We start from the raw sequence: 23266 nt of genomic DNA, 5'->3' as shown, positions 1-23266 counted from the left end.
ATTGCTGCATCGGAAAGCACATCACTTCGCGCGTCGCGGCGTCATGAAAGTTGGGTTCCAGGGGCCAGCGGCGTTCGGCTGGAGTGTAGTGGCAGTAAGTTCGTAGATGCGTTGAAGCCGCTCCGACGTGAGTCTGCACCTGGAAGACGACCGAGGCCTCTGCGCCACACTGCGGCCTCGTGCGCGACGCAAGCGCGAGCGTCAGCATCACGTGAATTCGGCATGGCCCGCATTGCGTATGGCGTCGCGCAGCGTGCGCCGCCACACCCTGTCATAGCGCGTCGCATCACATGCACGCGCATTTAATGTCATCCACACATTCCATTTGCGGCGTTCGTGGTCTTGTAGCGCGGCTGCATCGCATCGCGCGGACCGGGTGCGCCGGCACCGTCGCGATGACTGCAAGCGCGACCGCGTGCAGGCCTGTCCCATTCCGATGCCGTTGCCATGCGACGGCGCGATCGGCGCTGCCGGCAACGGCGCGCAGAGGCGACGTGTCCTTCTCATTCGTCGAACGGGATCTTCCGAATGCATGTCTGCCTGCTGTCTCTCTTTCCTCCTCACGATGCGGCCGCGCTGGACACGGCCATGGCGGCGGCACAGGCACAGGGCTGCGATCACATCGTCTTGCCCAATCCGTTCGCACAGGATGCGCAGGGCCGTCTGCACGATCCGGCAGCCGACGACCCCGGCGGTAAAGCACAGTTGCGCAAGTGGATCCAGCGCGCCGAACAGCACGGCCTGCGCGTGCTGCTGGACCTGCGCATCGACGAGATCGGCGGCGGCAGCCGCCTGCTGCAGGAACATCCGCACTGGTTCCGCGCACGCAGCTCGGCGCTGCCGGATCCGCGCGCCGAACGTGCCGCGCCGGATATTGCGGTGGGCCGCTTCGCCTCTGCGGAAGAAGGGGCGGGCCTGGCGCAGTGGTGGAGTGCGCGCCTGGTCGACTGGCTGCGCAGCGGCGTGGCCGGCTTCCGCGTGCTGCAGCCAGACCGCATTCCGGCGCCATTGTGGCGCACTCTGATCGACGGGGTCCACGCACATGCGCCGCAGGCGCGGCTGCTGGCGTGGACGCCCGGCTTGGGCCTGGACGCCTTGCGCGGCTTGGCAGGCGCCGGCTTCGATGCCGCGTTCTCGTCGCTGGCCTGGTGGGACGGCCGCGGCGACTGGTTCTTCGATGAGGACAGCGCCCTGCGTGCGCTGGCGCGCTGCGTGGTCGCCACCGTCGATGCCGAGGCGGCCTCGGATACGCCACTGCCCTTGCCACGCGCGCAGCGGCAGCGCCTGGCCGCCGCGTTCGGTGGGGCCTGGGCGATCGCCGCGCAGGACACACCGACGGAACACGGGCAGCCCACGTCTGCGCAGCACGGATCCTCCGAGAGCGATGCGTCCACGCCGGCTGCATCGCTGCCCGACGCCACCGCGTCGCTGCGCCTGCGCCCGCTGCTGCGCGACGGCGCGCTCACCGCGGTGGCGGTGGAACCGCTGGACGCTGCGCCATGGCTGGTGCTGCTCAACAGCGACCGCGACCACCTGCTCCCGGTGCCGGGGCCGGCGCTGCTGCGCCTGCTCGGCGACAGCGAAGGTTTGCTCAGCGACCACGGCGAGCCGATCCAGGGCGAGCAAGGCGGCACCCTGGAAGCGGGCGAGGTACGCATCTATCGAAGCCTGCCGGCGCGCCCGGTGCTGACCGCGGCGCGCGCACGCACCCCGGCGGAGGTCGCGGCTGGCGAGGCGCGGGTGTGCATCGAGTCGGTGACGCCGTCTGTGGACGACGGGCGCTTCCCAGTCAAGCGCACGGTCGGCGACCGCGTCTGCGTCGAAGCCGACGCGTTCTGCGACGGCCACGACCGCATTGCCGTGGCGTTGTTGTGGCGTGCCGCCGATGCGCGCACCTGGTCGAGCGCGCTGATGCGCGCGCTCGGCAACGACCGCTGGCGCGGCGAGTTCCCCTTGCAGCGCCTGGGCCGCTACGAATTCCGCATCGAGGCCTGGCGCGATATCTACGCCACCACCCATGCCGACCTGGAGAAGAAGCGCGCCGCCGGCACCCTGCTGCCGGTGGACGTGCAGGAGGCGCTGGCCCAGGTCGAAGCGGCGCGCGGGCGCAGCCGCGGCGCGCTGGCGACGCGGCTGAAGGCCATCGCCACCCGTATCGCCCGCACCGACGACCTGGCCGAGAAGGCGCAGCTGCTGCTCGAACCCGACACCGCCGAAGCGATGGCGCGCGCCGACGCCAAGCCGTTCCGCACCGAATACCCGATGACCTTCCGGGTCGAGGCCGAGCGCCGCGCCGCACACTTCGCCAGTTGGTTCGAGCTATTCCCGCGCTCGCAGAGCGGCGATCCGCAGCGCCACGGCACCTTCGACGACGTAATCGCGCGGCTGCCGCACATCCAGGCGATGGGCTTCGACGTGCTGTACATGCCGCCGATCCATCCCATCGGTGAGAAGAACCGCAAGGGCCGCAACAACGCGGTGACCGCCGAGCCGGGCGAACCCGGCAGCCCGTATGCGATCGGCTCGGCCGAGGGCGGCCATACCGAGGTGCATCCGGAGCTGGGCGGGCTCGACGGTTTTCGTCGTCTGCGCGCGGCCGCGGCCGAGCACGGCCTGGAACTGGCGCTGGACTTCGCCATCCAGTGCGCGCCGGATCATCCGTGGCTGCGCGACCATCCCGACTGGTTCACCTGGCGCGCCGACGGCTCCATCCCGTACGCGGAGAACCCGCCGAAGAAATACCAGGACATCGTCAACGTCGACTTCTACGCCAGCGGCGCGGTGCCGGCGCTGTGGAACGCGCTGCGCGATGCGGTGCTGTTCTGGGTCAACGAAGGCGTCACGCTGTTCCGCGTCGACAACCCGCATACCAAGCCGTTCCCGTTCTGGGAATGGCTGATCGCCGAGGTGCGCGGGCGCCATCCGCAGGTGGTGTTCCTGTCTGAGGCCTTCACCCGGCCCAAGCCGATGTACCGGCTGGCCAAGGTCGGCTTCTCGCAGTCCTACACCTACTTCACCTGGCGCCAGCACAAGGCCGAGCTGCAGGCCTATATCGAGGAACTCAACAGCGGCGCGCCCAGCGAGTGCTTCCGCCCGCACTTCTTCGTCAACACGCCGGACATCAATCCGCTGTTCCTGCAGCACAGCGGGCGCAGCGGGCACTTGATCCGCGCCGCGCTGGCGACCACGCTGTCCGGGTTGTGGGGCATGTACCAGGGCTTCGAGCTGTGCGAGGCCACGCCGCTGCCGGGCAAGGAGGAATACCTCGACTCGGAGAAGTACCAGTTGCGCGTGTGGCCGGAGCGCGCACCGGGCGACATCGTCGAGGAGATCACCCGCTTCAATCTGCTGCGCCGCCAGCATCCGGAGCTGCAGTCGCACCTGGGCACGCGCTTCTACGTCGCGCACAACGAGCAGGTGCTGTACTTCGGCAAGTTCCTCGACGCCGCACACCTGGCGCGCGGACGCAGCCTGGTGCTGGTGGCGGTGAGCCTGGACCCGCATGCGGCGCAGAACGCGCAGATCGAAGTGCCGCTGTGGGAGCTGGGCCTGCCCGACCACGCCAGCGTCGCCGTGCGCGACCTGTGGGACGGCCACGACTTCGCCTGGTACGGCAAGACCCAACACATCCGCCTCGATCCGTCGCGGCCGTTCTCCCTGTGGCGCATCCGCGCCGGAGTTCTTGCATGAATGTCGCCGCGCCGTCGTCCCCCCAACTCGAGCCGCGCGCACCGGCCGGCGATGCGCGCTGGTACAAGGACGCGATCATCTACCAGGTGCACGTCAAGTCGTTCTTCGATTCCAACGACGACGGCATCGGCGACTTCCCCGGGCTGATCTCCAAGCTCGACTACATCGCCGACCTGGGCGTGGACACCATCTGGCTGCTGCCGTTCTACCCCAGCCCGCGCCGCGACGACGGCTACGACATCGCCGAGTACATGGCGGTGCATCCGGACTACGGCAGCATCGCCGACTTCCAGCGCTTCGTGGAGCAGGCGCACGCGCGCGGCATCCGCATCGTCACCGAACTGGTGATCAACCACACCTCCGACCAGCACCCCTGGTTCCAGCGTGCGCGCATGGCTCCGGCCGGCTCGCCGGAGCGCGCGTTCTACGTGTGGTCCGACAGCGACCAGGACTACGCCGGCACCCGCATCATCTTCTGCGACACCGAGAAGTCCAACTGGACCTGGGACCCGGAGGCCGGCCAGTACTTCTGGCACCGCTTCTACTCGCACCAGCCGGACCTGAACTTCGACAACCCGGCGGTCATGGAAGCCGTGCTGGAAGTGATGCGCTTCTGGCTGGACCTGGGCGTGGACGGCCTGCGCCTGGACGCGGTGCCGTACCTGATCGAGCGCGAGGGCACCTCCAACGAGAACCTGCCCGAGACCCACGCCATCCTGCGCCGCATCCGCGCCACGCTCGATGCCGAGTACCCAGACCGCATGCTGCTGGCCGAGGCCAACATGTGGCCGGAAGACACCCAGCAGTACTTCGGCGAGAACGCCGACGAATGCCACATGGCGTTCCACTTCCCGCTGATGCCGCGCATGTACATGGCGATCGCGCGCGAGGACCGCTTCCCCATTACCGACATCATGCGCCAGACCCCGGAGATCCCGGAGAGTTGTCAGTGGGCGATCTTCCTGCGCAACCACGACGAGCTGACTCTGGAGATGGTCACCGACTCCGAGCGCGACTACCTGTGGCAGACCTACGCCGCCGACCGCCGCGCGCGCATCAACCTGGGTATCCGCCGGCGCCTGGCGCCGCTGCTGGAGCGCGACCGCCGCCGCATCGAGCTGATGACCTCGCTGCTGCTGACCATGCCCGGCACGCCGGTGCTGTACTACGGCGACGAGATCGGCATGGGCGACAACATCCATCTCGGCGATCGCGACGGCGTACGCACGCCGATGCAATGGTCGATCGACCGCAACGGTGGCTTCTCGCGCGCCGATCCCGCGGCGCTGGTGCTGCCGCCGATCATGGACCCGCTGTACGGCTTCCAGGCGGTCAACGTGGAGGCGCAGCAGCGCGACCAGTACTCGCTGCTGACCTGGACCCGCCGCGTGCTGTCGGTGCGCAAGCGCTACCGCGCCTTCGGCCGTGGCGCGCTGCGCTTCCTGTACCCGGGCAACCGCCGCCTGCTCGCCTACCTGCGCTGCCACGAGGATGAGACCGTGCTGTGCGTGGCCAACCTCTCGCATACGCTGCAGGCGGTGGAACTGGACCTGTCCGAGTTCGAGGGCCGGGTGCCGGTGGACATCCTCGGCGGCGGCAGCTTCCCGCCGATCGGGCGCCTGACCTATCTGCTCACCGTGCCGGCATTCGGCTTCTACGCCTTCCAACTGGTCGGCAATGCCACGCTGCCGGACTGGCATGTGCCGGCGCCGGTACCGCTGCCCGACTACCAGACCCTGGTGCTGCGCAACGGAACCGACAGCGCCGGCCTGCAGCCGCACCTGCCGACGCTGGAGCGCGACATCCTGCCGGCGTGGCTGTCCACCCGGCGCTGGTTCGCGGCCAAGGACCGCGCGCTGCGCAGCGTGCGCATCGCCCGGCGCACGCCGCTGTCCGGCGGCGACGGCCTGACCCTGCTGGAGATCGAGGCGGAGCTGGACGACAGCGCCCACGAGCGCTACATCCTGCCGCTGGGCATCGTCTGGGAACGCGAGCAGCCGAGCGTGCTGGCCGAACAGTTGGCGCTGGCGCGCGTGCGCCACGGCCGCGAGGTGGGCTACCTGACCGATGCCTTCGCGCTGAAGCCCTTCACCCTGAGCATGCTCGCCGCGCTGCGCGACAAGGCGGAGTTGCGCGTGGACGGCGAGGCCGGCGCCGAGGCGGCCGCCGAGCGCATTCGCTTCTGTCCCACCGCGGCGCTGCAGCGTGTGACCATCCCCGCCGACCCGGAGATCCGCTGGCTGTCGGCGGAGCAGAGCAACAGCTCGCTGATCGTCGGCGACGCGGCGGTGTTCAAGCTGCTGCGGCGCGTGTCGGCCGGCATCAATCCGGAGATCGAGATCGGCGAGCGCCTCACTGCGCTGGGCTATGCCAACGCCGCGCCGCTGCTGGGCCATGTCGCCCGCGTCGAGGCCGACGGCAGCGAGACCACGCTGGCCCTGCTGCAGGGCTTCGTGCGCAACCAGGGCGACGCCTGGCGCTGGACCCTGGATCATCTCGCACGCGGTGCCGAGGAATACGACGCCGCCCAGGACGATGCGGCGCGGCTGGAGAGCGTGGCCGGCTACGACGCCTTCGCCGCCCTGGTCGGCCGGCGCCTGGCCGAGCTGCACGCGGTGCTGGCGCAACCCACCGACGCGCCCGCCTTCGCGCCGCAGCCGGTGGACGCGGCCGCGGCGCAGCAGGTGGTGGACGGCGTGGTGCACGAGGTGCAGGCGATGTGGGACACCTTGCTGGCGCATCGCGACGCCAACGACGACCCGGCCGAACACGCCGCGGTGGACAGCCTGCTAGCCGAGCGCGCGCGCCTGGATGCCTGGCTGCAGCAGGCGCCGTCGCTGTTGTCCGGCGCATTGCTGACGCGCGTACATGGCGACTTCCACCTCGGCCAGATCCTGGTCGCGTTCGACGACGTGGTGTTGATCGACTTCGAAGGCGAGCCGGCCAAGTCGCTGGACGAACGCCGCGCCAAGGCCAGCCCGCTGCACGACGTGGCCGGCTTCCTGCGCTCGCTGGACTACGCCAGCGAAGTGTCCGCACGCGGCGAAGAAGGCACCGCGGCGCGTGTGGGCGCGGGTTTGGACACCGCGCAGGAGGCGTACCTGGCCGCGTTCCGCAGCCGCGCCAGCGCCGCGTTCCTGGCGGCCTACCGTGCGGTGCTCGATGCGAGCCCGCATCCGTGGGTGGCGCCGGCTGCGTTCGAGGCCACCACCTTGTTGTTCCTGATCGAGAAGGCCTGCTACGAAATTCGCTACGAGGCCGCCAACCGCCCGGCATGGATCATGGTGCCCATACAGGGACTGTTGCGCATACTCGACCGCTTTCCCGCGCCCCAGGAGTCGATTCGATGAGTGATGCCGTCCACGTCTGGGACGACGCGACGCAACGCGCCTTCGCCACCGCCCGCCACGGCGACCCGTTCGCCGTGCTGGGTGCGCATCGCCGCGGCGAGGCGCGGGTGCTGCGCAGCTACCAGCCGGGCGCCGATGCGGTGCTGGCGGTGCTGGAGGACGGCAGCGAAGTGCCGCTGCAGCAGGGCCCGGAAGGCTTCTTCCATGCCGAACTGCCGAAAGAGGGGCGCTACCGCCTGCGCATCCGCTGGCCCGGCGGCGAGCAGGACACCGCCGACGCCTACGCCTTCGGCCCACAACTGAGCGACTTCGACCTGCACCTGATCGGCGAAGGCCATCACCTGCACCTGGCCGACGCGCTGGGCGCCAACGTGGTCGAGGTCGACGGCGAACGCGGCACCCGCTTTGCGGTGTGGGCGCCCAACGCCTCGCGCGTGGCGGTGATCGGCGACTTCAACAGCTGGGACGCGCGCCGCCACCCGATGCGCCTGCGCCACCAGGCCGGCGTGTGGGAGCTGTTCGTGCCCGGCGTCGGCCCCGGCGCCCGCTACAAGTTCGCTCTGCGCGGCCCGCGCGGCGAAGAACTGCCGGCCAAGGCCGACCCGGTCGCGCGCCAGGCCGAACTGGCGCCCGGCACCGCCTCCATCGTCGCCGACCCCACGCCGTTCCAGTGGCGCGACGACGCCTGGATGGCCACGCGCGCGCGCCGCCACGCCCCGCAGGCGCCGATCAGCGTGTACGAGGTGCACGCCGGCTCGTGGATGCACGCCGCCGACGGCAGCATGCTCGACTGGGACGCACTGGCCGAGCGGCTGATTCCCTACGTGGCCGATATGGGCTTCACCCACATCGAACTGCTGCCGGTCAGCGAGCACCCGTTCGGCGGCTCCTGGGGCTACCAGCCGCTGGGCCTGTTCGCGCCCACCGCGCGCTTCGGCAGCCCGGAAGGCTTCGCCCGCTTCGTCGACCGCTGCCACCGCGAAGACATCGGCGTCATCGTCGACTGGGTGCCGGCGCATTTCCCCACCGACGCGCACGGCCTGGCCCACTTCGACGGCACCGCCCTGTACGAACACGCCGACCCGCGCGAAGGTTTCCACCGCGACTGGAACACGCTCATCTACAACCACGGCCGTCGCGAAGTCTCCGGCTTCTTGATCGCCAGCGCGCTGGAGTTCCTGCAGCGCTACCACGTCGACGGCCTGCGCGTGGACGCGGTCGCCTCCATGCTCTACCGCGACTACAGCCGCAACGCCGGCGAGTGGGTGCCCAATATCCACGGTGGCCGCGAGAACTACGAGAGCATCGCCTTCCTGCGCCGGCTCAACCAGGTGGTGGCCGAGCAGGCGCCGGGCGCCATGACCATCGCCGAAGAATCCACTGCCTGGCCCGGCGTCACCGCCGACCTCGCCCACGGCGGCCTGGGCTTCGACTACAAGTGGAACATGGGCTGGATGCACGACAGCCTGCACTACATCGAACTGGACCCGATCTACCGCCGCTACCACCACGGCGAGATGACCTTCAGCATGGTCTACGCGTATTCCGAGCGATTCATGCTGCCCATCTCCCACGACGAAGTGGTGCACGGCAAGCGCTCCCTGCTTGGGCGCATGCCCGGCGACGACTGGCAGCGCTTCGCCAACCTGCGCGCCTACCTCGGCTACATGTACACCCACCCCGGGCGCAAACTCCTGTTCATGGGCTGCGAGATCGCCCAGCCCACCGAGTGGAACCACGACGCCGCGCTGCCCTGGCACCTGCTCGACCAGCCGAACCACCGCGGCATCCAGCGCCTGGTCCGCGACCTCAACCGCCTCTACGCCGAGCACCCCGCGCTGCACGCCCGCGACGATGAGCCGGAAGGTTTCGCCTGGGTCATCGGCGACGACGCCGGCAACAGCCTGTTCGCCTACCTGCGCAAGGCCCGCAGCGGCGACGCACCGCTGCTGGTGGTGGCCAACCTCACCCCGCAGGTGCACCACGGCTACCGCATCGGCGTACCGCGCGGCGGGCGTTGGCGCGAACTGCTGAACTCCGACGCGGAGATCTATGGCGGTAGCAACACCGGCAACGGCGGCAGCGTGCGCGCCGAGAACGTCGGCGCGCATGGGCATCCGGCGTCGCTGGCGCTGACCATCCCGCCATTGGCGGTGCTGGTGCTGGGAGTGGAGGACTAGGAGTCGCAGTTGATCGTATGCGGTACGGCGTGGACGTGCGCGGCCATGGTGTCGCGGGCACACGCTATCCTGGTGCCGGCCCGCACCACTTGGCGGGGCAGGGGACGCATGGGAGGGCGCGTGGATGACATCCTGAAGTCGCTGCGAGCAGACGTCGACAACCAGGAAAGCGACGACGGCTACTTTTCGCTGGGCTTCCTGATCGACCAAGAGCGTGCCGGCCAGCCGTACAACATCGGGCTCTGCCGGGACGAGATCGAGGATCCCGGGTGCCTCTACATCGAGGCGGACGACCAGATCCATGGATTCGCGACCAGGCGGGCGAGATACGCGTTCAACGGGAACGTACTCGCCATCGAACTGCTGGATGACCACGTGTTCCACTGGACCGGCAGTAAAGTCGTGAAGATCATTGTGCCGGAGGGGCAGGCGCGGCAGGTCGCTGCTTGTGTCGCGAGCATGTTCTCTGGCATTGGGGGCCAGTAGCGGCGCTCGCTGTTTGTGGCTGGCGGAAGGTTGCGGCCCTGCTGATGGGTGTCAGCACGGCCCGCTACCGTTTTCACGCGTAGGGGTAAGCTGCGTGGGAGCCCCGACGCTCCCGTCTCGGGAAGACAGCGCGCCACGTCGAACTGTAAACTCACGCTGCTTCGGCGCCTCCCCAGCGAGTACGCCAGAGGCGCCAAGCCGGCGGCCGACGCATCGCCCGCCCGCTCCGGACGCATCCGGGCCTATAGCTCAACGGTTAGAGCAGAGGACTCATAATCCTTTGGTTCCAGGTTCGAATCCTGGTGGGCCCACCATCAGCATGCAAAGGCAACCGCATGCTGTCTGCTCTTCAAGATGAGCGGACGTTGGAAGTGAGTCTGATCCCATTCTTGTAGTGTTGGTGAGGCCGTCGTCTTAGAAGCGCGCGATGTACATGGCTGACTCGAGAAGGCAATGCGAAGCGATGGCGCCGGGCAGATCGAATAGGCGTGGCTTTGCGCGGAAGTCGAAGAGACGATAGAGGCGGTATTTGTCAGCATCGACTTCCGAGCGCGCCAGTTCGTTGCGGCTGACATGGAATGGAGTCAGGATGCCGAACGCGGTGGTCTTTACCTCGATGAGTCGTTCTCGGCCATCGGTCTCGTAGGAGAGTACGTCGTAGCCTAGGCCATCGCCTTGAGAAGCGGCTATGTGCTCGACCCGATTGGCCAGGCTTTTTTGGCCGGCTGCATGAAGGCGGCGGGTTTCCAACTCTATTACGAACAACTCGCCGGCCCGGCCCAACGATTGATTCCGCGCTTCTTGTGCCAGGTAGTCGCGTTGGATAGGCGAGAATCTGGGCAGGTAGATAGGTGGTGTCTCTCGTACCCGTGCCGCTGTCGGTGCCGGAACCCATACGGCATCCGTATCCTCTGGGGCGATCATGACGGCAGGCCGCAGCACCGCGGATTGAGCAGCAGCCTGTAGTGCATCGTTCGACTGCGCCTGACCTCCCACCACGTCGAACAACAGGGTCTGGTAGTTGCCGCGCGGCTTGTAGCCATCGATGTACGGGTAGCCGAGTGCGAGAAGGACTGCGCTGATGTTGCAGTGTTTGAACTCGATGGCGGCCCTGTTGCGCTCGTCAAGCCGCTGGGCCAGCGCACGTGCATGGACGGTCTTGCTATACCGCTGGCCGTTCAGTTCGAGCGTGAGCATGTGCAAGTAGTCGGCGACGCAGGCCTCCACTTCTTCATGCGACCAGTCTGTGCCTCGTGCCATATAGCTCCTCTCGCGTGTCACCAGGTTAACTAGCAGAAGTGTGGGGAGCTAGTCCTGGCAGCGATAGCTGCGTGGGGCGATGTGATGCGGGCAGTAGCGATTGCTAGTGGTCTACCAGCAGCATGCAACGGCGACTGCATGTTGTCCGCTCTTGAAAATAGCGGATGTTAGGAGAGAACCCGGCCCGTTCTCGACAGGAATGGCTGCCTGGCTGAGACACTCGTCGCCGTGTTGATCCGCCATTTGCCGCTTAAGCATCGTTGTAGTAACGTAACTACATTGAGCGGATCTAGGAGGTGCCTTATGACCATCACAACCCTATCCAGTCGGGAACTGAATCAGGATGTGACCCGTGCAAAGAAGGCTACCAAAAACGGCCCGGTGTTCATCACGGACCGCGGCAAGCCTGCGCACGTGCTGTTGAGCTTCGAGGACTATCAACGGCTGACCAGGCAGCGGCGCAACATTGCTGATGCGCTGGCGATGCCGGGCATTGCAGACGTCGAGTTCGAGCCGCCGCGCGTGACGATTGGGGTCCGGCCGGCTGATCTCTCGTGATGTACGTGCTCGACACCAATGTGCTGTCGGAGTTGCGCAAGGTGCGGCTCGGCAGGGCGGATGCGAATGTGGCGGCGTGGGCGGAAAGCGTCGATGCCGCCGATCTCTTCATCTCGGCCATCACCGTCATGGAGCTTGAGCTGGGCGTTCTGTCGATTGAACGCAAGGATGCTACACAGGGTGCCATGCTGCGCTCATGGCTGGAGCAACACGTATTGCCCGAGTTTTCCGGACGCACATTGCCGATCGACACCGCTGTGGCGCAACGCTGCGCCCGGTTGCATGTACCCGACAAGCGCAGCGAGCGCGACGCGCTCATCGCGGCGACGGCGCTGGTGCATGGTATGGCGGTGGTTACGCGCAATGTCTCTGATTTTGAACCCACTGGAGTTCCCATCGTCAATGCGTGGGAGCCGTTGTCATGATCGCCTACGAGCTCATGCGCAAGGGTAATTGGAAGTTGTCTGCTAGGAAAAAAGCGAGGGTTAAAAAGTCAACCTGATCCTGAGGTATCCTGACCCGCTATTTTGAGCTTTGGGCGACTGCCAAAAGCGGAGGGGTCACCCCCGGAATGACACCTTGAGAAGGCCGCTCACTATTGTAGGCCACTCTCTTTCATACATTGGTGTTGGGTGCACGGGAGGTCAGATCTATCATTGAAATCATAAGGCGGCGTCGGCTACGTTAGCGTTCGAGACGCGAAAGGGACCATTGAGGAATGATTCGCGAACTCTGTGATCACATTGACCAACTTGACCTTGCTCTTGATCAGCTTGTGTTGAAGGACAGAAACTTTGACCGCTTCGCCATCCTGCTTGTGGACAACGTTGTGGAGTTGACTCTCCATCAGTACGCCAAGCATAAGAAGCTCTTTGCGAGCCGATGGTTCGATGACACTGAAAGCAATATCAATGATCGAGTTCTTGAGGCGGCTTTGGGTCAAGACTTTGATGCAAAGGTGACCCTTGCGCTGCAAACAGGACTCATCACCGAGCCGTTGAGTCGGTCAATAAATTGGCTTCACTCCTTCCGGAACAGCTCCTACCATGCTGGGCTGCGGCATGAAGGAATATTGCACTCCCTCGCTAACTTCTACTTGGTGACCTGCTGTGATCTGCTGGTAGCATACAAGCCATCCAGTTGGAGTTGCGGTTCTCAACAAGCCATATCCCACAGGGCCGCAAAGTACCTCGGGCATACCGATGGTCTTCGGATGCTATTCGACGCTGCAGATCTTTTCGAAGCAGCTTGGAGGCGAATTAGGGTTGTGGCGGTGAACATGAAGTGCAACATGATCGCAGACCTAGTACTGGATATGTCCCGGACCATCGACGAAGCGGACGAACAGATTAAATTTGTTGTAAATAACTCTCCCCGGGGGGCGGTGTATTCACGTCGTCAGGTCGTCATTGATGCGCAGGCATGGCCGCTTGCCTTCTCCGAAAAAGGAGTGGAGTACGCGAAGAATAATGGTTACACCGGAGAACTCGTTCAGGGGCCAGCATTGGCGACGTGGCTTCAAGGCAACCTTAGGGGGCCGTCCACGTCAGATCCAATCCCAGGGTGGAAGAGACGTCTTCGCTCCCTATCGGAAGAGAAGGACGAACATGCTGCGCTAGATAAGTACTGCAATTTTATTCGACAGACGCAGAGACTTCGGGGCGCATTGTCCGATCAAGAAGCGCGCCTTGATCAGTACATCCAAGAGCAGATCGACATTATGCGAGGCAAGTAGCGGGTGTGCGTCCCGCTACTTCGCGCCCATACCTCGGGAGTGTGAAAATAACCGCTAATTTCCAGTTTATCAGAGACGGTGAAGCCCGCCGGTCCTGAGATGGTTTGAGTCGCCTTTCTCACCGTGCCGTCGATATCAACTTTGAAGCTGCTGACGGAGATCGATCGCTCCGCAAAACCAGTTCGACGTCACCCGAAGGTATTGATGCGAGTAAATTTAATCTGCCTCCTGGTATGGCAGGTGTAGTCTGACTCGGGATTTCAAATCCATTACATCCTGTTTGCTCTTAGGTAAGGTGGTTGTTAAAAATAAATTTGACGCCGTTCTCGGGTTGACGTTGTTTATTCTTAAAGGCAAACGTATATTAGAAGGAAGGCGGTCCCTTCACTTGGAAGTCATTGTTGATTATTCGACTTTGCTCGGATTTATATTTTATCGTTGGTGGGGGGTATATAAAATGTAGAGCGGGTGAATCTTTACGGCAATGGTGTGGCTATGGTGGCTGGTAGCTGTTCGGCGATCTGAATGAGGAATGCAATAGTTATTTCCGCATCCGCCTTGTCAATAGGCCACAGCGTGATGCCGGCTAGCGTTGGATTGATATCTGCCTCATGAGCAATTTGATTTCGTCGCTTCCAGATGCTCTTTAGTTGTGCCTTTAGGTCTTCGGCGTTTTTTCCTGGGGAGTGGGTTGTGTTAATGCCGTCAGATATAATTTTCCAGGGGTTATCGCAATAGCAAGAGAGTAGTTCTGCTAGTTTCGCAGGGTCGACAAATGCTTTATAGGAATTGGTTAGCCGGATATGTGTGTCGGCATTCGTTATTCGGACATCTATATCCTGTGATGTCAAAATATCCATCGGTAGCCTAATATTTTGTGTGGCAATACCATTTGCAAACCTGTGCCTTGCCTCAATGGCGGCGATTTCGTGAGCAAAAAAGTCAAAAGAACTAACGGCCTGAAAGTAAGCTGCTCGTAAAGCGTCATCATTCGCCGGATCTGCAGGTCGAATGGCAGTGAGTGCATCAAACAGGCTGATCATCTGGCGCGCCCGCTCCATCGCATGGGCGAAGGTTTCAATGGCGGTCGAAAACCTTTCCATGGCTTAGAATCCGTTTGTAAGTTTGATTATTTTTCTTGCTCCGGCATCAAAGCTCCGTCGAACGTCCGCAATCTTAGCTCTATATGTATCAGCAACGGTTCCCCTGTGATCGGTGTCGTGCTGTAGGTCAATTGCAAAGACTGGCTTGGCAAGTTCTTGCGCTGTTGCGATCAGTCCGTCTAGTGATCCAATTTCCATCAGAAATTTATTGAGTGGAGCTTCTGATTCGTCATAAGTGCGCTGAGGAAGTAGCATTTTTGCTGAATCTAGAGCGGGTATAAGATACTCTTCTCGAGTCTTAGCTAGCTTCTCAAACCAGACCTGAAATGCTCGCGTTGGTTTCGCCGCCTCTTTTTGTCGGGCACGTTTACGGAAGTTTTGAATAGAGGAGCCAAGATATTTTGGATTAACGCTTGGAAATGGGTAATCGGCCGTCCTCAATATCTCGTTATTAGAGGCTTTTTTTGCCCACTCGCTCCACTTTGGTAAAATTCGTGCTAGTGAACGCAAGGCCATTGATGAGAAAAGATCTGGTGCCATTGGAATGATGAATGCATCGCTCGTCATCATCAGATTTTGATTGATTGCACCCAGGCTAGGGCTCATGTCAATTAGGGCATAATCAATTTGATGTGCTAAGCCTGTTTTTTGTATGGCGTGATGTAATGCGCCTGGAATGTTCTGCAGTGCGGATAGAGTGTTAGCAAGCTCGTGAGATACTGCAAGTTGACTTTCATATTCGGCCAGGCCGACATGTCCAGGGAAAAGGTAAAGCCCAGGACGACCCGGAGCCTCATAAAGTTCAGTAGTTTCAATTGCGTATGGACGAGATTCGAAGGCCGGGCGAACTGCATCTTTTATGTTGCGTGGCGACTGCGGTGACTGACTTTCGAATGGATAGTCATCGGTATCCATCTCCCCGAGGAACGTGCCGCTAAGGTTGCATTGTGGGTCGCAATCGACGGTCATAACACGCTTTCCCATAGACGCGAGCATCCATGCAAGATGGAAGGTCATCGTCGTCTTGGCAACGCCGCCCTTGTGGTTAAAGATCGCTATCTGCTTCATTGGGTCTTTGCTTTCCTAAAATATTTCGTGGCTATGCAGTCTTGATAAGGCGGCAAAAATCTGACCGGGCATGTCCAGCGCGAAAACAAATTCGCATTGATTGTGTTGACATCCAAGTATCCCCTGTGGATGAGCCAATAGGGCTAGCTTACATCGACTACACTTCGCCAGCCGATAGTACATCGCTGTCGCTCCCACCAGGATTGCTTGAATGTAATTTCTAGCGCTGGAGCTATCTCCAGCGGATGTCTACAGAAGCTTCTGTTTTAGCGTTGACAATACTCCAGGTGCAAGTAATCATTTGGTCGCTGCGGCAAATTCCGCAGCCGGGATTGGTCTCCCGAAATCTACAAGGCGCACCAGCGCCCATCATCGATGTCCGGCGCTTTTTTTTGTTGCGCGGTCTTCGACGCGGGGCAGGGCTTGCAGCTTTATGGCGGGCGGTGCGCGGGGGCCTTCGGGCCCGCCGGTTGCCTTGTGGCCGGTAGACCAACCCGCACCGTCCGCCACCTTTGATTGGTCTCGGGGGTGGCGGACTCCACCACAAGGAGAACGTCATGCCCCGTCAGACTTCCGTTCGTTCGAACACTCCATCCTCACTCAGTAGTGGCAAGGCACCGCTTCGCCATTCCAAGGCCGAAGCGGCTGCGCCTATTTTGGTCGCGTCCAATGAGTCGCCCCAGCCTTGGCCCGATGTTGCTTCGGCATCGCTTGCGCCCACCGAGGCCGACGACGCCCCAGCCGCCAGGCGGCTCATCCCTCGCCGCCCCAAGCAGTGCACCATCGGCTACCGCTACTACGATGTGGAGCGTAATGGCATGCAGGTCGGGCGGCAGGTGCCGAGCCTTCGCTTGTATGGCCTATGGCTGGAAGGCATCGGCTTCGCGGTGGGCGGCAAGGTGCGGATCACGATGGCCAATGGCGCCCTGCTGATCACGGCCGCGCCGGCGGTGTCGCCGCCTGCGGCGAAGAAGCGACCCAGGTGCGAGGTGGCACCGTAGCCGCTTGGTGTGGGGCATCGGCCGCCCGGGTGGGCAATGCGGACGTCGTGCGGCGATTGGCCGCCCCAATCACCGCAGAAAGTGCGGTGATTGGGCCAAGGAGGCCGAGGCACCCAGGCATCGGTGCCGATGCAGTAGGCCGAGGACATCGCCTATCGATTCCCAGCAAATTCCGCCATTGGCAGGCGCGTCATGCTAGCGCGCTTGGCGCGTTCGCCAACTCAGCCCGCCCCGCCGTCCACTGCACCGCATCTCTTTCGTGAGGCATGCGCACGACCATTCGGCACCCGGCGTCTTCGCGGGAGGATCGTGCACATCAATCGAACTACCCGAATATCAGCTATTCGAATTTATGCGCTTTGCACGTATTTTTCGTTTAGCTGGATAACGGGTACACCCCAATGCCGACACGTCACGTTCTGGGCACCGCGACGCAACTAGGCGCGACACTGCAGTCCGCACGCAAGGCCCAGGGGCTGACTCAGGCTGCACTGGCCGGCCGTCTCGGCCTGAGCCAGTCGCGGGTTTCTCATCTGGAGTTGAATGTTCATGCGTTGAGCGTCGAACAACTCCTGGCCTGGTGCGCGGCGCTGGGGTTGGAGCTGACCATCGGCACCCGCGACGACTCCACCGCCGCCACCAAGCAAGTGGAGTGGTGAGATGGGGCGCCGATCGCACAGGCGCAGCCTCTCCATCTGGGCCAATGGCGTTCGCGTGGTGCGATGGAAGCTGCCTGCGCGCGGGGAGATGGAACTGCACTACGACGCGGACTGGGAGCGCTGCTCACAGGCGGCAGGTGTAGGCCGCCAATTGAACCAAGCGACATTTGTGGATGGTGACGGCCATGAGAAAGCGCGCTCAGTCGCGCTCGAAGCGCTGCAATTCGTCCAGTTGCGCCAGCGCCTTGCGCAGGCTGCCGCCGCTCAAGGAGTCGTCCATCTTCCGGCCGAGCTCGGCGCGGTGCGGGCGGCGCGCCCAGCGGTGGAACCACCAGCTGCCGAGCAGGCCGGCGATGCCGATGCCGTAGCCGCTCCACACCAGCGCGGGTGACTTGGCCAGCAGATCGACGTCGCCCAGGCCAGCCAAGGTCTGCAAGACCGCGATCCACAGGAACCACCACGGCAGACCGGCGACCATGCCGCTGCGGATGTACAGCGTGCGTGCGCGCAGCAATTGCTTCTGGATGCCGACGACCGGCTGCGCATAGTCGATGTTGCCGAGTCGCCCCAGCACCACACCGGCCGCGACGATCGTCAGCACGCCATACGCCTGCACCAGCACGCCGGCGACGATGGGCGAAGCATGTGCTGGCTTGCTCATCCACAGCAGCGACGCGAGCAGGACGAAAGCAATGCCGAACAGGATCTGGACCACCTGGCCCCAGTACAGCGGGCGCAGGCTGCCGCGCGTCCGGTCCAGTTTGCGCTCGCGCAATTCGTGCAGCTTCAACGTGTTGTCCAGTTGCAGCCGGCGGTCCAGCGATTGCCAGGCTGATTTGAAGTCGTCGAGTTCCATCATGGTCTCCAGGGCGTGGTTTAGCGAAATTCGTGGCGGATGCGCTGTTTCAGGCGTCCGATCTTGGTGGAGACATTGCTTTCGGTGATGCCGAGGATCTGGGCGATCTCGCGTTGCGGGCGGTCTTCGAGGTAGAGCAACAACAGTGCGCGGTCCAGCGGCGGCTGGCGGGCGATGACGTCCTGCAGCAGGCGAAGCCGCTGTTCGTTCTCCGGGTCCGCGGCGTTGCCGTCGGCCACGTCGTGCAGGGTTTCGTCCAGCGGCATCGCGTCGTGCCGCTGCCGCAGTTCGCGGTTGCGCAGGTGGCTGATCGCCACGTTCAGCGCGATCCGGTACATCCAGGTGCTGACGCTGCGCGCTGGGTCGTACGTCGGCCAGGCGTGCCAGAGCTGTGCCGCGATTTCCTGGGCCAGATCGGCGCGGTCCTCGGCACCGCGCGCATAGCTGCCGGCGACCTTGAACACGATGCCGGAATGGCGCTGTAGCAGCGCGCTGAAGGCATCTCTGGCGTCGTTCGCGGTCATGGCGGTTGCGATGGTATCCATTGGTTCACCGGCGCGGCCTTCGCGCCCCTCGACACCATGATTCGCGCCAGCGCACGGAATCTCACACCGCGCCAGCAAGAATCTTCAACTGGTCATTGCGCGGAAGGACGTTGCTGGATCAAGCCGCGCGGCAGCGCGGCGTCGGCTTGAATGTAGCGTCAGGCTGTTTGTCGGCAAGTGGCAATGCCAAAGCTGACGGTGCTGCAGCGCGTTACGCTGCCCTTGTCGTCGCGATACGTCGTGTTGCCGAAGGAGTCCGGCGCTCCGCGAACCACGTTGCCCTAGTCGCTACGGGTCGTGGTATTGCCGTAGGAGTCTGTGCTGCTGCGTGTCACGCTTCCGTCGTCGCCGCGGCAGGTTTTATTGCCGTACGAGTCCGAGGAGCAGCGAACTGTGTTGCCCCGGTCGTCGCGGGTGGTGGTATTGCCGTAGGAGTCTGTGCTGCTGCGCGTCACGCTTCCGTCGTCGCCGCGGCAGGTTTTGTTGCCGTACGAGTCCGAGGAGCAGCGAATCACGTTGCCCTGGTCGTCACGGGTTGTGGTATTGCCGTAGGAGTCTTTGCTGGTGCGCGTCACGCTTCCGTCGTCGCCGCGACACGTGGTGTTGCCGTACGAGTCCGTCGAGCAGCGTGTTGTGTCGGCAAGTGCGCTCGATGTGGCCAGCAGTCCAGTCAACATTGCGAGTGTGGCCATTTTCATTTTGAAACCCCCTGTGTGTGGAGCGATCCAGCGCTTCCCAGTGTAGCCGTTGATCGTCAGTCAGGCAGGGCGCCCTATCGCCTTCGATCGCTCCTCGCCGCGTGACGGTTCAGCGTCTCCCGCTTCGTATTCAACGCAACGCGATCGATGCTGGATTGCCTGTCGATCCGGAGACGAACTGTTGCGCAGCAGCATGCAACTCATCAAAAGGCGTGTTACTTCTAGCTCAGTTGGATCGATCCAAAGCCGTTGATGCAGCGCATCCGGGGAAGACGGCGGGTAGGGGTCGCGTGCTACGCGTTTGCTGAGGCCTGCTCTTCTGTCCGCATGCAGCTGCGGTCGTGAAACGGTGCCGGATGCCGACTTGAGCTGCGATTCATCGGGTCGATCCGGTCCACGTTGCGTGCCTTCACTGTGCGCCGTTGCCACCGGAAGTGCTTGACGCCACACGTCGCGGCACAACCGACCGAGAGAGTTTGGGGAGTCTGTCATGCCAATCCGTCCGTGCTTTGCGCACCGGCCTGAATCTTCGCGCCGGTGGTGGGCGTCCGTCGCGGTGTCGGCGCTATTGTGCGCGGGTAGCGGCGCGGCATGCGCGGCCGATCCCGGCTTCGCGTCTTCGTTCGAGCGGGGCGACCCTGCGCCCGCGTCGGCCAAGCAGTCCGACAAAGCGGCTCTCCAGGTCACCATCGGCAACGGCCCCCAGCAGCCCTACGCGGCCAAGGCCGGCATGGGCTACACCGGGCTGCATGCGCTTCACTATCGCGCCATTGCGGCCGGGCGCGCACAGCTGTTTGCGGTCGATCGTCCGGTGGAGCCGGACACGGTGCTGTCGTGGATGGTGCTGCCGGAGATCGTCGATGGCGAGACGGTGGCGTCGACCGGCGTGGCGGTGGATCTGCTGTTCGACGATGGGCGCCGCCTGTCCGAATTGGGCGTGGAGGATCAGCACGGAGCGCTGGTCGGTGCGGCGGGGCAGGCGGCGTCGCAGACGCTGTATCCGCAGCAGTGGGCATTCAAGCAGGTGCGGCTGGGTGAGGTGGCGGCGCTGCGCGGCAAGCGCATCCGCGCGATCGAGCTGCAGGTGCAGCCCGGTGCCGGCAAGGTGGCGTCGGGCTGGATCGACGATGTCGCGGTGCGACGCGAACCAGTGCCGCAGGTGGCGCGGCGGCCCAGCGACGAGGTGGTGACCACGCGCGGCACGCAGTCCAACGGCACGTTCTCGCGCGGCAACAACATCCCGGCCACGGCGATGCCGCACGGCTTCAATTTCTGGGTGCCGGCGACCGATGCGGGAACGCTGAGCTGGCTGTACCGCTGGAACGAGCAGAACGGCGACGACAACCGGCCGCGGCTGCAGGCGCTGTCGATCAGCCACGAACCCAGCCCGTGGATGGGCGATCGCCAGACCTTCCAGGTGATGCCCTCGTCCACGCGCGGGGTGCCGGAGGCGGACCGCGCGAAGCGCGCGTTGTCGTTCGGCCACGACCGCGAGGAGGCGCGCCCGTATCTGTATCGGGTGGACTTCGACAACGGCATCCGCGCGGAGCTGACGCCGAGCGAGCGTGCGGCGATCTTCCGCTTCCGCTTCCCCGAGGGCGGCGATGCCAATCTGCTGTTCGACAACGTCGATGCACGCGGCGGGCTGACCCTGGATGCGGCGACGCAGACGCTGCGTGGTTACTCGGACACGCGCAGCGGGCTATCCAATGGCGCCACGCGCCTGTTCGTGTATGCGCGCTTCGACCGTCCGTGGACGGCCAGCGGCAAGATCGCCACCGGGCGCCCGACTGGCTACGTCAAGTTCGCGCCGGGCGCGGATCGCACGGTGGTGATGCGCATCGCCACCTCGCTGATCTCGGTGGAGCAGGCGCAGCGCAATCTGCAGCAGGAGATCGGCGACGCCGGGTTCGAGCTGGTGCAGTCGCGTGCGCAGGACGCGTGGGACGCGGTGCTGGGGCGGATGCAGGTGCAAGGCGCCAGCCATGACCAGCGGGTCACGGTGTACTCCAATCTGTACCGGTTGTTCCTGTATCCGAACATCGCCCACGAGAACGTCGGCGATGCGGCGCATCCGGATTGGCGGCATGCCGACCAGAACAGTTGGTCCAAGGACAACACCGGCGGCGATGCCGAGCGCACCGCGGCGCCGATCCTGCCAGGCAAGGTCTACGTCAACAACGGCTTCTGGGACACCTTCCGCACCAGTTGGCCGGCGTATGCGCTGTTCGCGCCGGAGCAAGCCGGGGCGATGATCGATGGTTTCCTGCAGCAGTACCGCGACGGCGGCTGGGTGGCGCGCTGGTCCTCGCCGGGCTATGCGGATCTGATGGTCGGCACCAGTTCCGATGTGGCCTTCGCCGATGCCTGGCTCAAGGGCGTGCGCGGCTTCGATCCGCACGAGGCCTATGCGGCGGCGCTGCGCAATGCCACGGTGGTGCCGCCGGTGTCGAATGTGGGCCGCAAGGGCCTGGCCCGCTCGATGTACCGCGGCTACGCCGCCAACGACGTGCACGAAGGGCTGTCTTGGACGCTGGAGGGCGCACTCAACGATTTCGGCTTGGCGCAGATGGCGCAGACGCTGGCGGAGCAGGAACAGGAGCCGCAGCAGGCACAGCGTTACCGCGAGGAAGCCGAGTACTTCCGTGCCCGCGCCACCGATTATGTGTATCTGTTCGACCCGGCCACGCGTTTCTTCCGTGGGCGTACGCCGGCTGGCCAGTGGAGTACGCCTGCGTCGAAGTTCGATCCGCGCGTATGGGGTGTCGACTACACCGAGGCCAATGCCTGGACCTTCGCCTTCACCACGCCGCACGACGCCGCCGGCCTGGCGGGGTTGCTGGGCGGCGAGGACGCCATGGCGGTCCGCCTGGACGAACTCTTCGCCACGCCGGAGACCGCGGACAAGCGCTTTGCCGGCAGCTACCGCGGCGTCATCCACGAGATGACCGAGGCGCGCGACGTGCGCATGGGCATGTACGCGCACAGCAACCAGCCCTCGCATCATCTGCCGTGGATGTACGTGGCGGCGGGGCAGCCTTGGAAGACCCAGCGCCTCACCCGCGAGGTGTTGCGCCGGCTGTACCTGGGCAGCGAGATCGGCCAGGGCTATCCGGGCGACGAGGACAACGGCGAGATGTCGGCGTGGTACCTGTTCTCCATGCTCGGGCTGTATCCGCTGCGGATGGGCGCGCCGGAGTACGTGATCGGCTCGCCGGCGTTCCCGCGCGCCGAGGTCGATCTCGGCAACGGTCGCAAACTGGTGGTGATCGCGCGCAACAACAGTGCGCGCAACGTGTACGTGCAGTCGCTCACGCTCAACGGTAAGCCGTGGAAAAAGGCCTGGCTGCGCCACGAGGACATCGCCGACGGCGCTACCCTGGAGTTCGTGATGGGGGCGACGCCCTCGCGCTGGGGCGGCGGTGCGGACGCGCTGCCGCCGTCGCTGACGCCGCCGGGCAGCGCGCCGCGCGGGCTGGAGGATGTGGCGTCGCAGGCCGTGGCGGTGTCGCTGGAAGGACAGCCCAAGGCCGCGGCCCTGATCGACGACGATGCGACCACGGCGCTGCCGCTGCCGGCCGGTGCCAGCGTCGACTTGCGTTTCGCAGCGCCGCAGCGCGTCACCCACTACACGCTGACAAGCGGTGATGCCGCCTTGTCCGGCCTGGCATGGACGCTGGAAGGCCGCAACGGAGACGGCGCGTGGACCACGCTGGACCAGCGACGCGCGCAGACATTCGCCTGGGCGCGGCAATTGCGGCCATTCCGCATCGCCAAGCCCGGCGTGTACAGCGCCTACCGCCTGCGCCTGGATGCGGGCAAGGACGTGGCGCTGGCCGAGATCGAATTGCTGCAGCCGGTGACGCGGCAGGCCATGCCGTGACCGCGTGCGAACGCGGTGAGAGCATCCTGCCTGCCGCGCCTGGCGGACGTCGTACGACGTATTAGGCCTGTTGCGCGGCAGCATGCGCTGCTGCATGGGCTGTGATACTTAGTTTTCCACTGTATTAGAACGATCCAATCGCATCTGCGCAGAAGGGGGAGGGAGACGTAGGGAAGCCGGCTTGCCGCAAGGGC

General features: G+C 64.2%; 16 protein-coding genes and 1 tRNA gene. 11 read left to right on the top strand and 6 right to left on the bottom strand.

Translation table 11 applies throughout. The annotated features are described in order from the left end of the window. Positions 1–588: 588 nt before the first annotated feature. From SLW55_RS16230 to SLW55_RS16210, 5 genes are all read left to right on the top strand, one after another. Positions 589–3690: a maltotransferase domain-containing protein gene (locus tag SLW55_RS16230; protein WP_320745471.1), complete on the top strand. Its 3102-nt coding sequence runs from the start codon at positions 589–591 to the stop codon at positions 3688–3690. Continuing rightward, positions 3687–7040, top strand: coding sequence for a maltose alpha-D-glucosyltransferase (treS, locus tag SLW55_RS16225; RefSeq protein WP_320745400.1), 3354 nt, complete (start codon positions 3687–3689; stop codon positions 7038–7040). The genes SLW55_RS16230 and treS overlap by 4 nt, the downstream gene beginning before the upstream one ends. Then, positions 7037–9220, top strand: a complete 2184-nt coding sequence (gene glgB / locus SLW55_RS16220) for a 1,4-alpha-glucan branching protein GlgB (RefSeq protein ID WP_320745399.1) — start codon at positions 7037–7039, stop codon at positions 9218–9220. Before treS ends, glgB begins: the two co-directional genes overlap by 4 nt. A gap of 120 nt (positions 9221–9340) precedes the next feature. After that, on the top strand, positions 9341–9706 hold the full coding sequence (locus SLW55_RS16215) for a hypothetical protein (RefSeq protein WP_295924090.1): 366 nt from the start codon (positions 9341–9343) through the stop codon (positions 9704–9706). A gap of 238 nt (positions 9707–9944) precedes the next feature. Then, positions 9945–10020, top strand: a tRNA-Ile gene (locus tag SLW55_RS16210). A 100-nt stretch (positions 10021–10120) separates the two neighbouring features. Here the strand turns inward: SLW55_RS16210 and SLW55_RS16205 are convergent. Next, a complete protein-coding gene (locus SLW55_RS16205; RefSeq protein ID WP_295909970.1) occupies positions 10121–10903 on the bottom strand; it encodes a DUF3883 domain-containing protein in 783 nt (260 codons plus the stop codon). Between the two features lie 366 nt (positions 10904–11269). Here SLW55_RS16205 and SLW55_RS16200 point away from each other — a divergent pair, with 366 nt between their 5' ends. From SLW55_RS16200 to SLW55_RS16190, 3 genes are all read left to right on the top strand, one after another. After that, the gene (locus SLW55_RS16200) at positions 11270–11524 is read left to right on the top strand and encodes a type II toxin-antitoxin system Phd/YefM family antitoxin (protein WP_295909968.1); all 255 of its coding nucleotides are present in this window, start codon (positions 11270–11272) and stop codon (positions 11522–11524) included. Then, positions 11524–11949, top strand: coding sequence for a type II toxin-antitoxin system VapC family toxin (locus SLW55_RS16195; protein ID WP_295909967.1), 426 nt, complete (start codon positions 11524–11526; stop codon positions 11947–11949). The genes SLW55_RS16200 and SLW55_RS16195 overlap by 1 nt, the downstream gene beginning before the upstream one ends. Before the next feature lie 293 nt (positions 11950–12242). Further along, a complete protein-coding gene (locus SLW55_RS16190) occupies positions 12243–13259 on the top strand; it encodes a hypothetical protein (RefSeq protein WP_295909966.1) in 1017 nt (338 codons plus the stop codon). Between the two features lie 476 nt (positions 13260–13735). On the opposite strand, the gene SLW55_RS16185 is transcribed toward SLW55_RS16190, so the two are convergent. Both SLW55_RS16185 and SLW55_RS16180 read right to left on the bottom strand, forming a co-directional pair. Further along, entirely contained in the window at positions 13736–14362 is a 627-nt protein-coding gene (locus tag SLW55_RS16185) for a HEPN domain-containing protein (protein ID WP_295909965.1), read from the bottom strand. Between the two features lie 3 nt (positions 14363–14365). Further along, complete coding sequence (locus SLW55_RS16180; RefSeq protein WP_295909964.1) at positions 14366–15430, bottom strand: ParA family protein; 1065 nt, start codon at positions 15428–15430, stop codon at positions 14366–14368. A 557-nt stretch (positions 15431–15987) separates the two neighbouring features. Here SLW55_RS16180 and SLW55_RS16175 point away from each other — a divergent pair. Next, entirely contained in the window at positions 15988–16431 is a 444-nt protein-coding gene (locus SLW55_RS16175) for a SymE family type I addiction module toxin (protein ID WP_295909963.1), read from the top strand. Positions 16432–16832: 401 nt separating this feature from the next. After that, positions 16833–17090: a helix-turn-helix transcriptional regulator gene (locus SLW55_RS16170; protein ID WP_295909962.1), complete on the top strand. Its 258-nt coding sequence runs from the start codon at positions 16833–16835 to the stop codon at positions 17088–17090. 199 nt (positions 17091–17289) lie between these two features. Here the strand turns inward: SLW55_RS16170 and SLW55_RS16165 are convergent, their stop codons facing one another. The 3 genes from SLW55_RS16165 to SLW55_RS16155 form a co-directional block, all read right to left on the bottom strand. Further along, positions 17290–17946 (bottom strand): serine/threonine protein kinase, encoded by a 657-nt coding sequence (locus SLW55_RS16165; protein ID WP_295942346.1) that lies wholly within the window; start codon positions 17944–17946, stop codon positions 17290–17292. 20 nt (positions 17947–17966) lie between these two features. Further along, positions 17967–18470, bottom strand: a complete 504-nt coding sequence (locus SLW55_RS16160) for a sigma-70 family RNA polymerase sigma factor (protein WP_295924108.1) — start codon at positions 18468–18470, stop codon at positions 17967–17969. Positions 18471–18772: 302 nt separating this feature from the next. Then, complete coding sequence (locus SLW55_RS16155; RefSeq protein ID WP_320745398.1) at positions 18773–19189, bottom strand: hypothetical protein; 417 nt, start codon at positions 19187–19189, stop codon at positions 18773–18775. A gap of 490 nt (positions 19190–19679) precedes the next feature. On the opposite strand from SLW55_RS16155, the gene SLW55_RS16150 reads away from it, so the two are divergent. Continuing rightward, positions 19680–23072: a GH92 family glycosyl hydrolase gene (locus tag SLW55_RS16150; RefSeq protein ID WP_320745397.1), complete on the top strand. Its 3393-nt coding sequence runs from the start codon at positions 19680–19682 to the stop codon at positions 23070–23072. Positions 23073–23266: the final 194 nt, after the last annotated feature.

The sequence above is a fragment of the Xanthomonas sp. LF06-19 genome, from assembly GCF_034105425.1.
In the GTDB taxonomy this organism is placed as follows: domain Bacteria; phylum Pseudomonadota; class Gammaproteobacteria; order Xanthomonadales; family Xanthomonadaceae; genus Xanthomonas_A; species Xanthomonas_A sontii.
The sequence above is the reverse complement of the archived record's forward strand: the minus strand, read 5'-3'. Positions and strand labels throughout refer to the sequence as shown.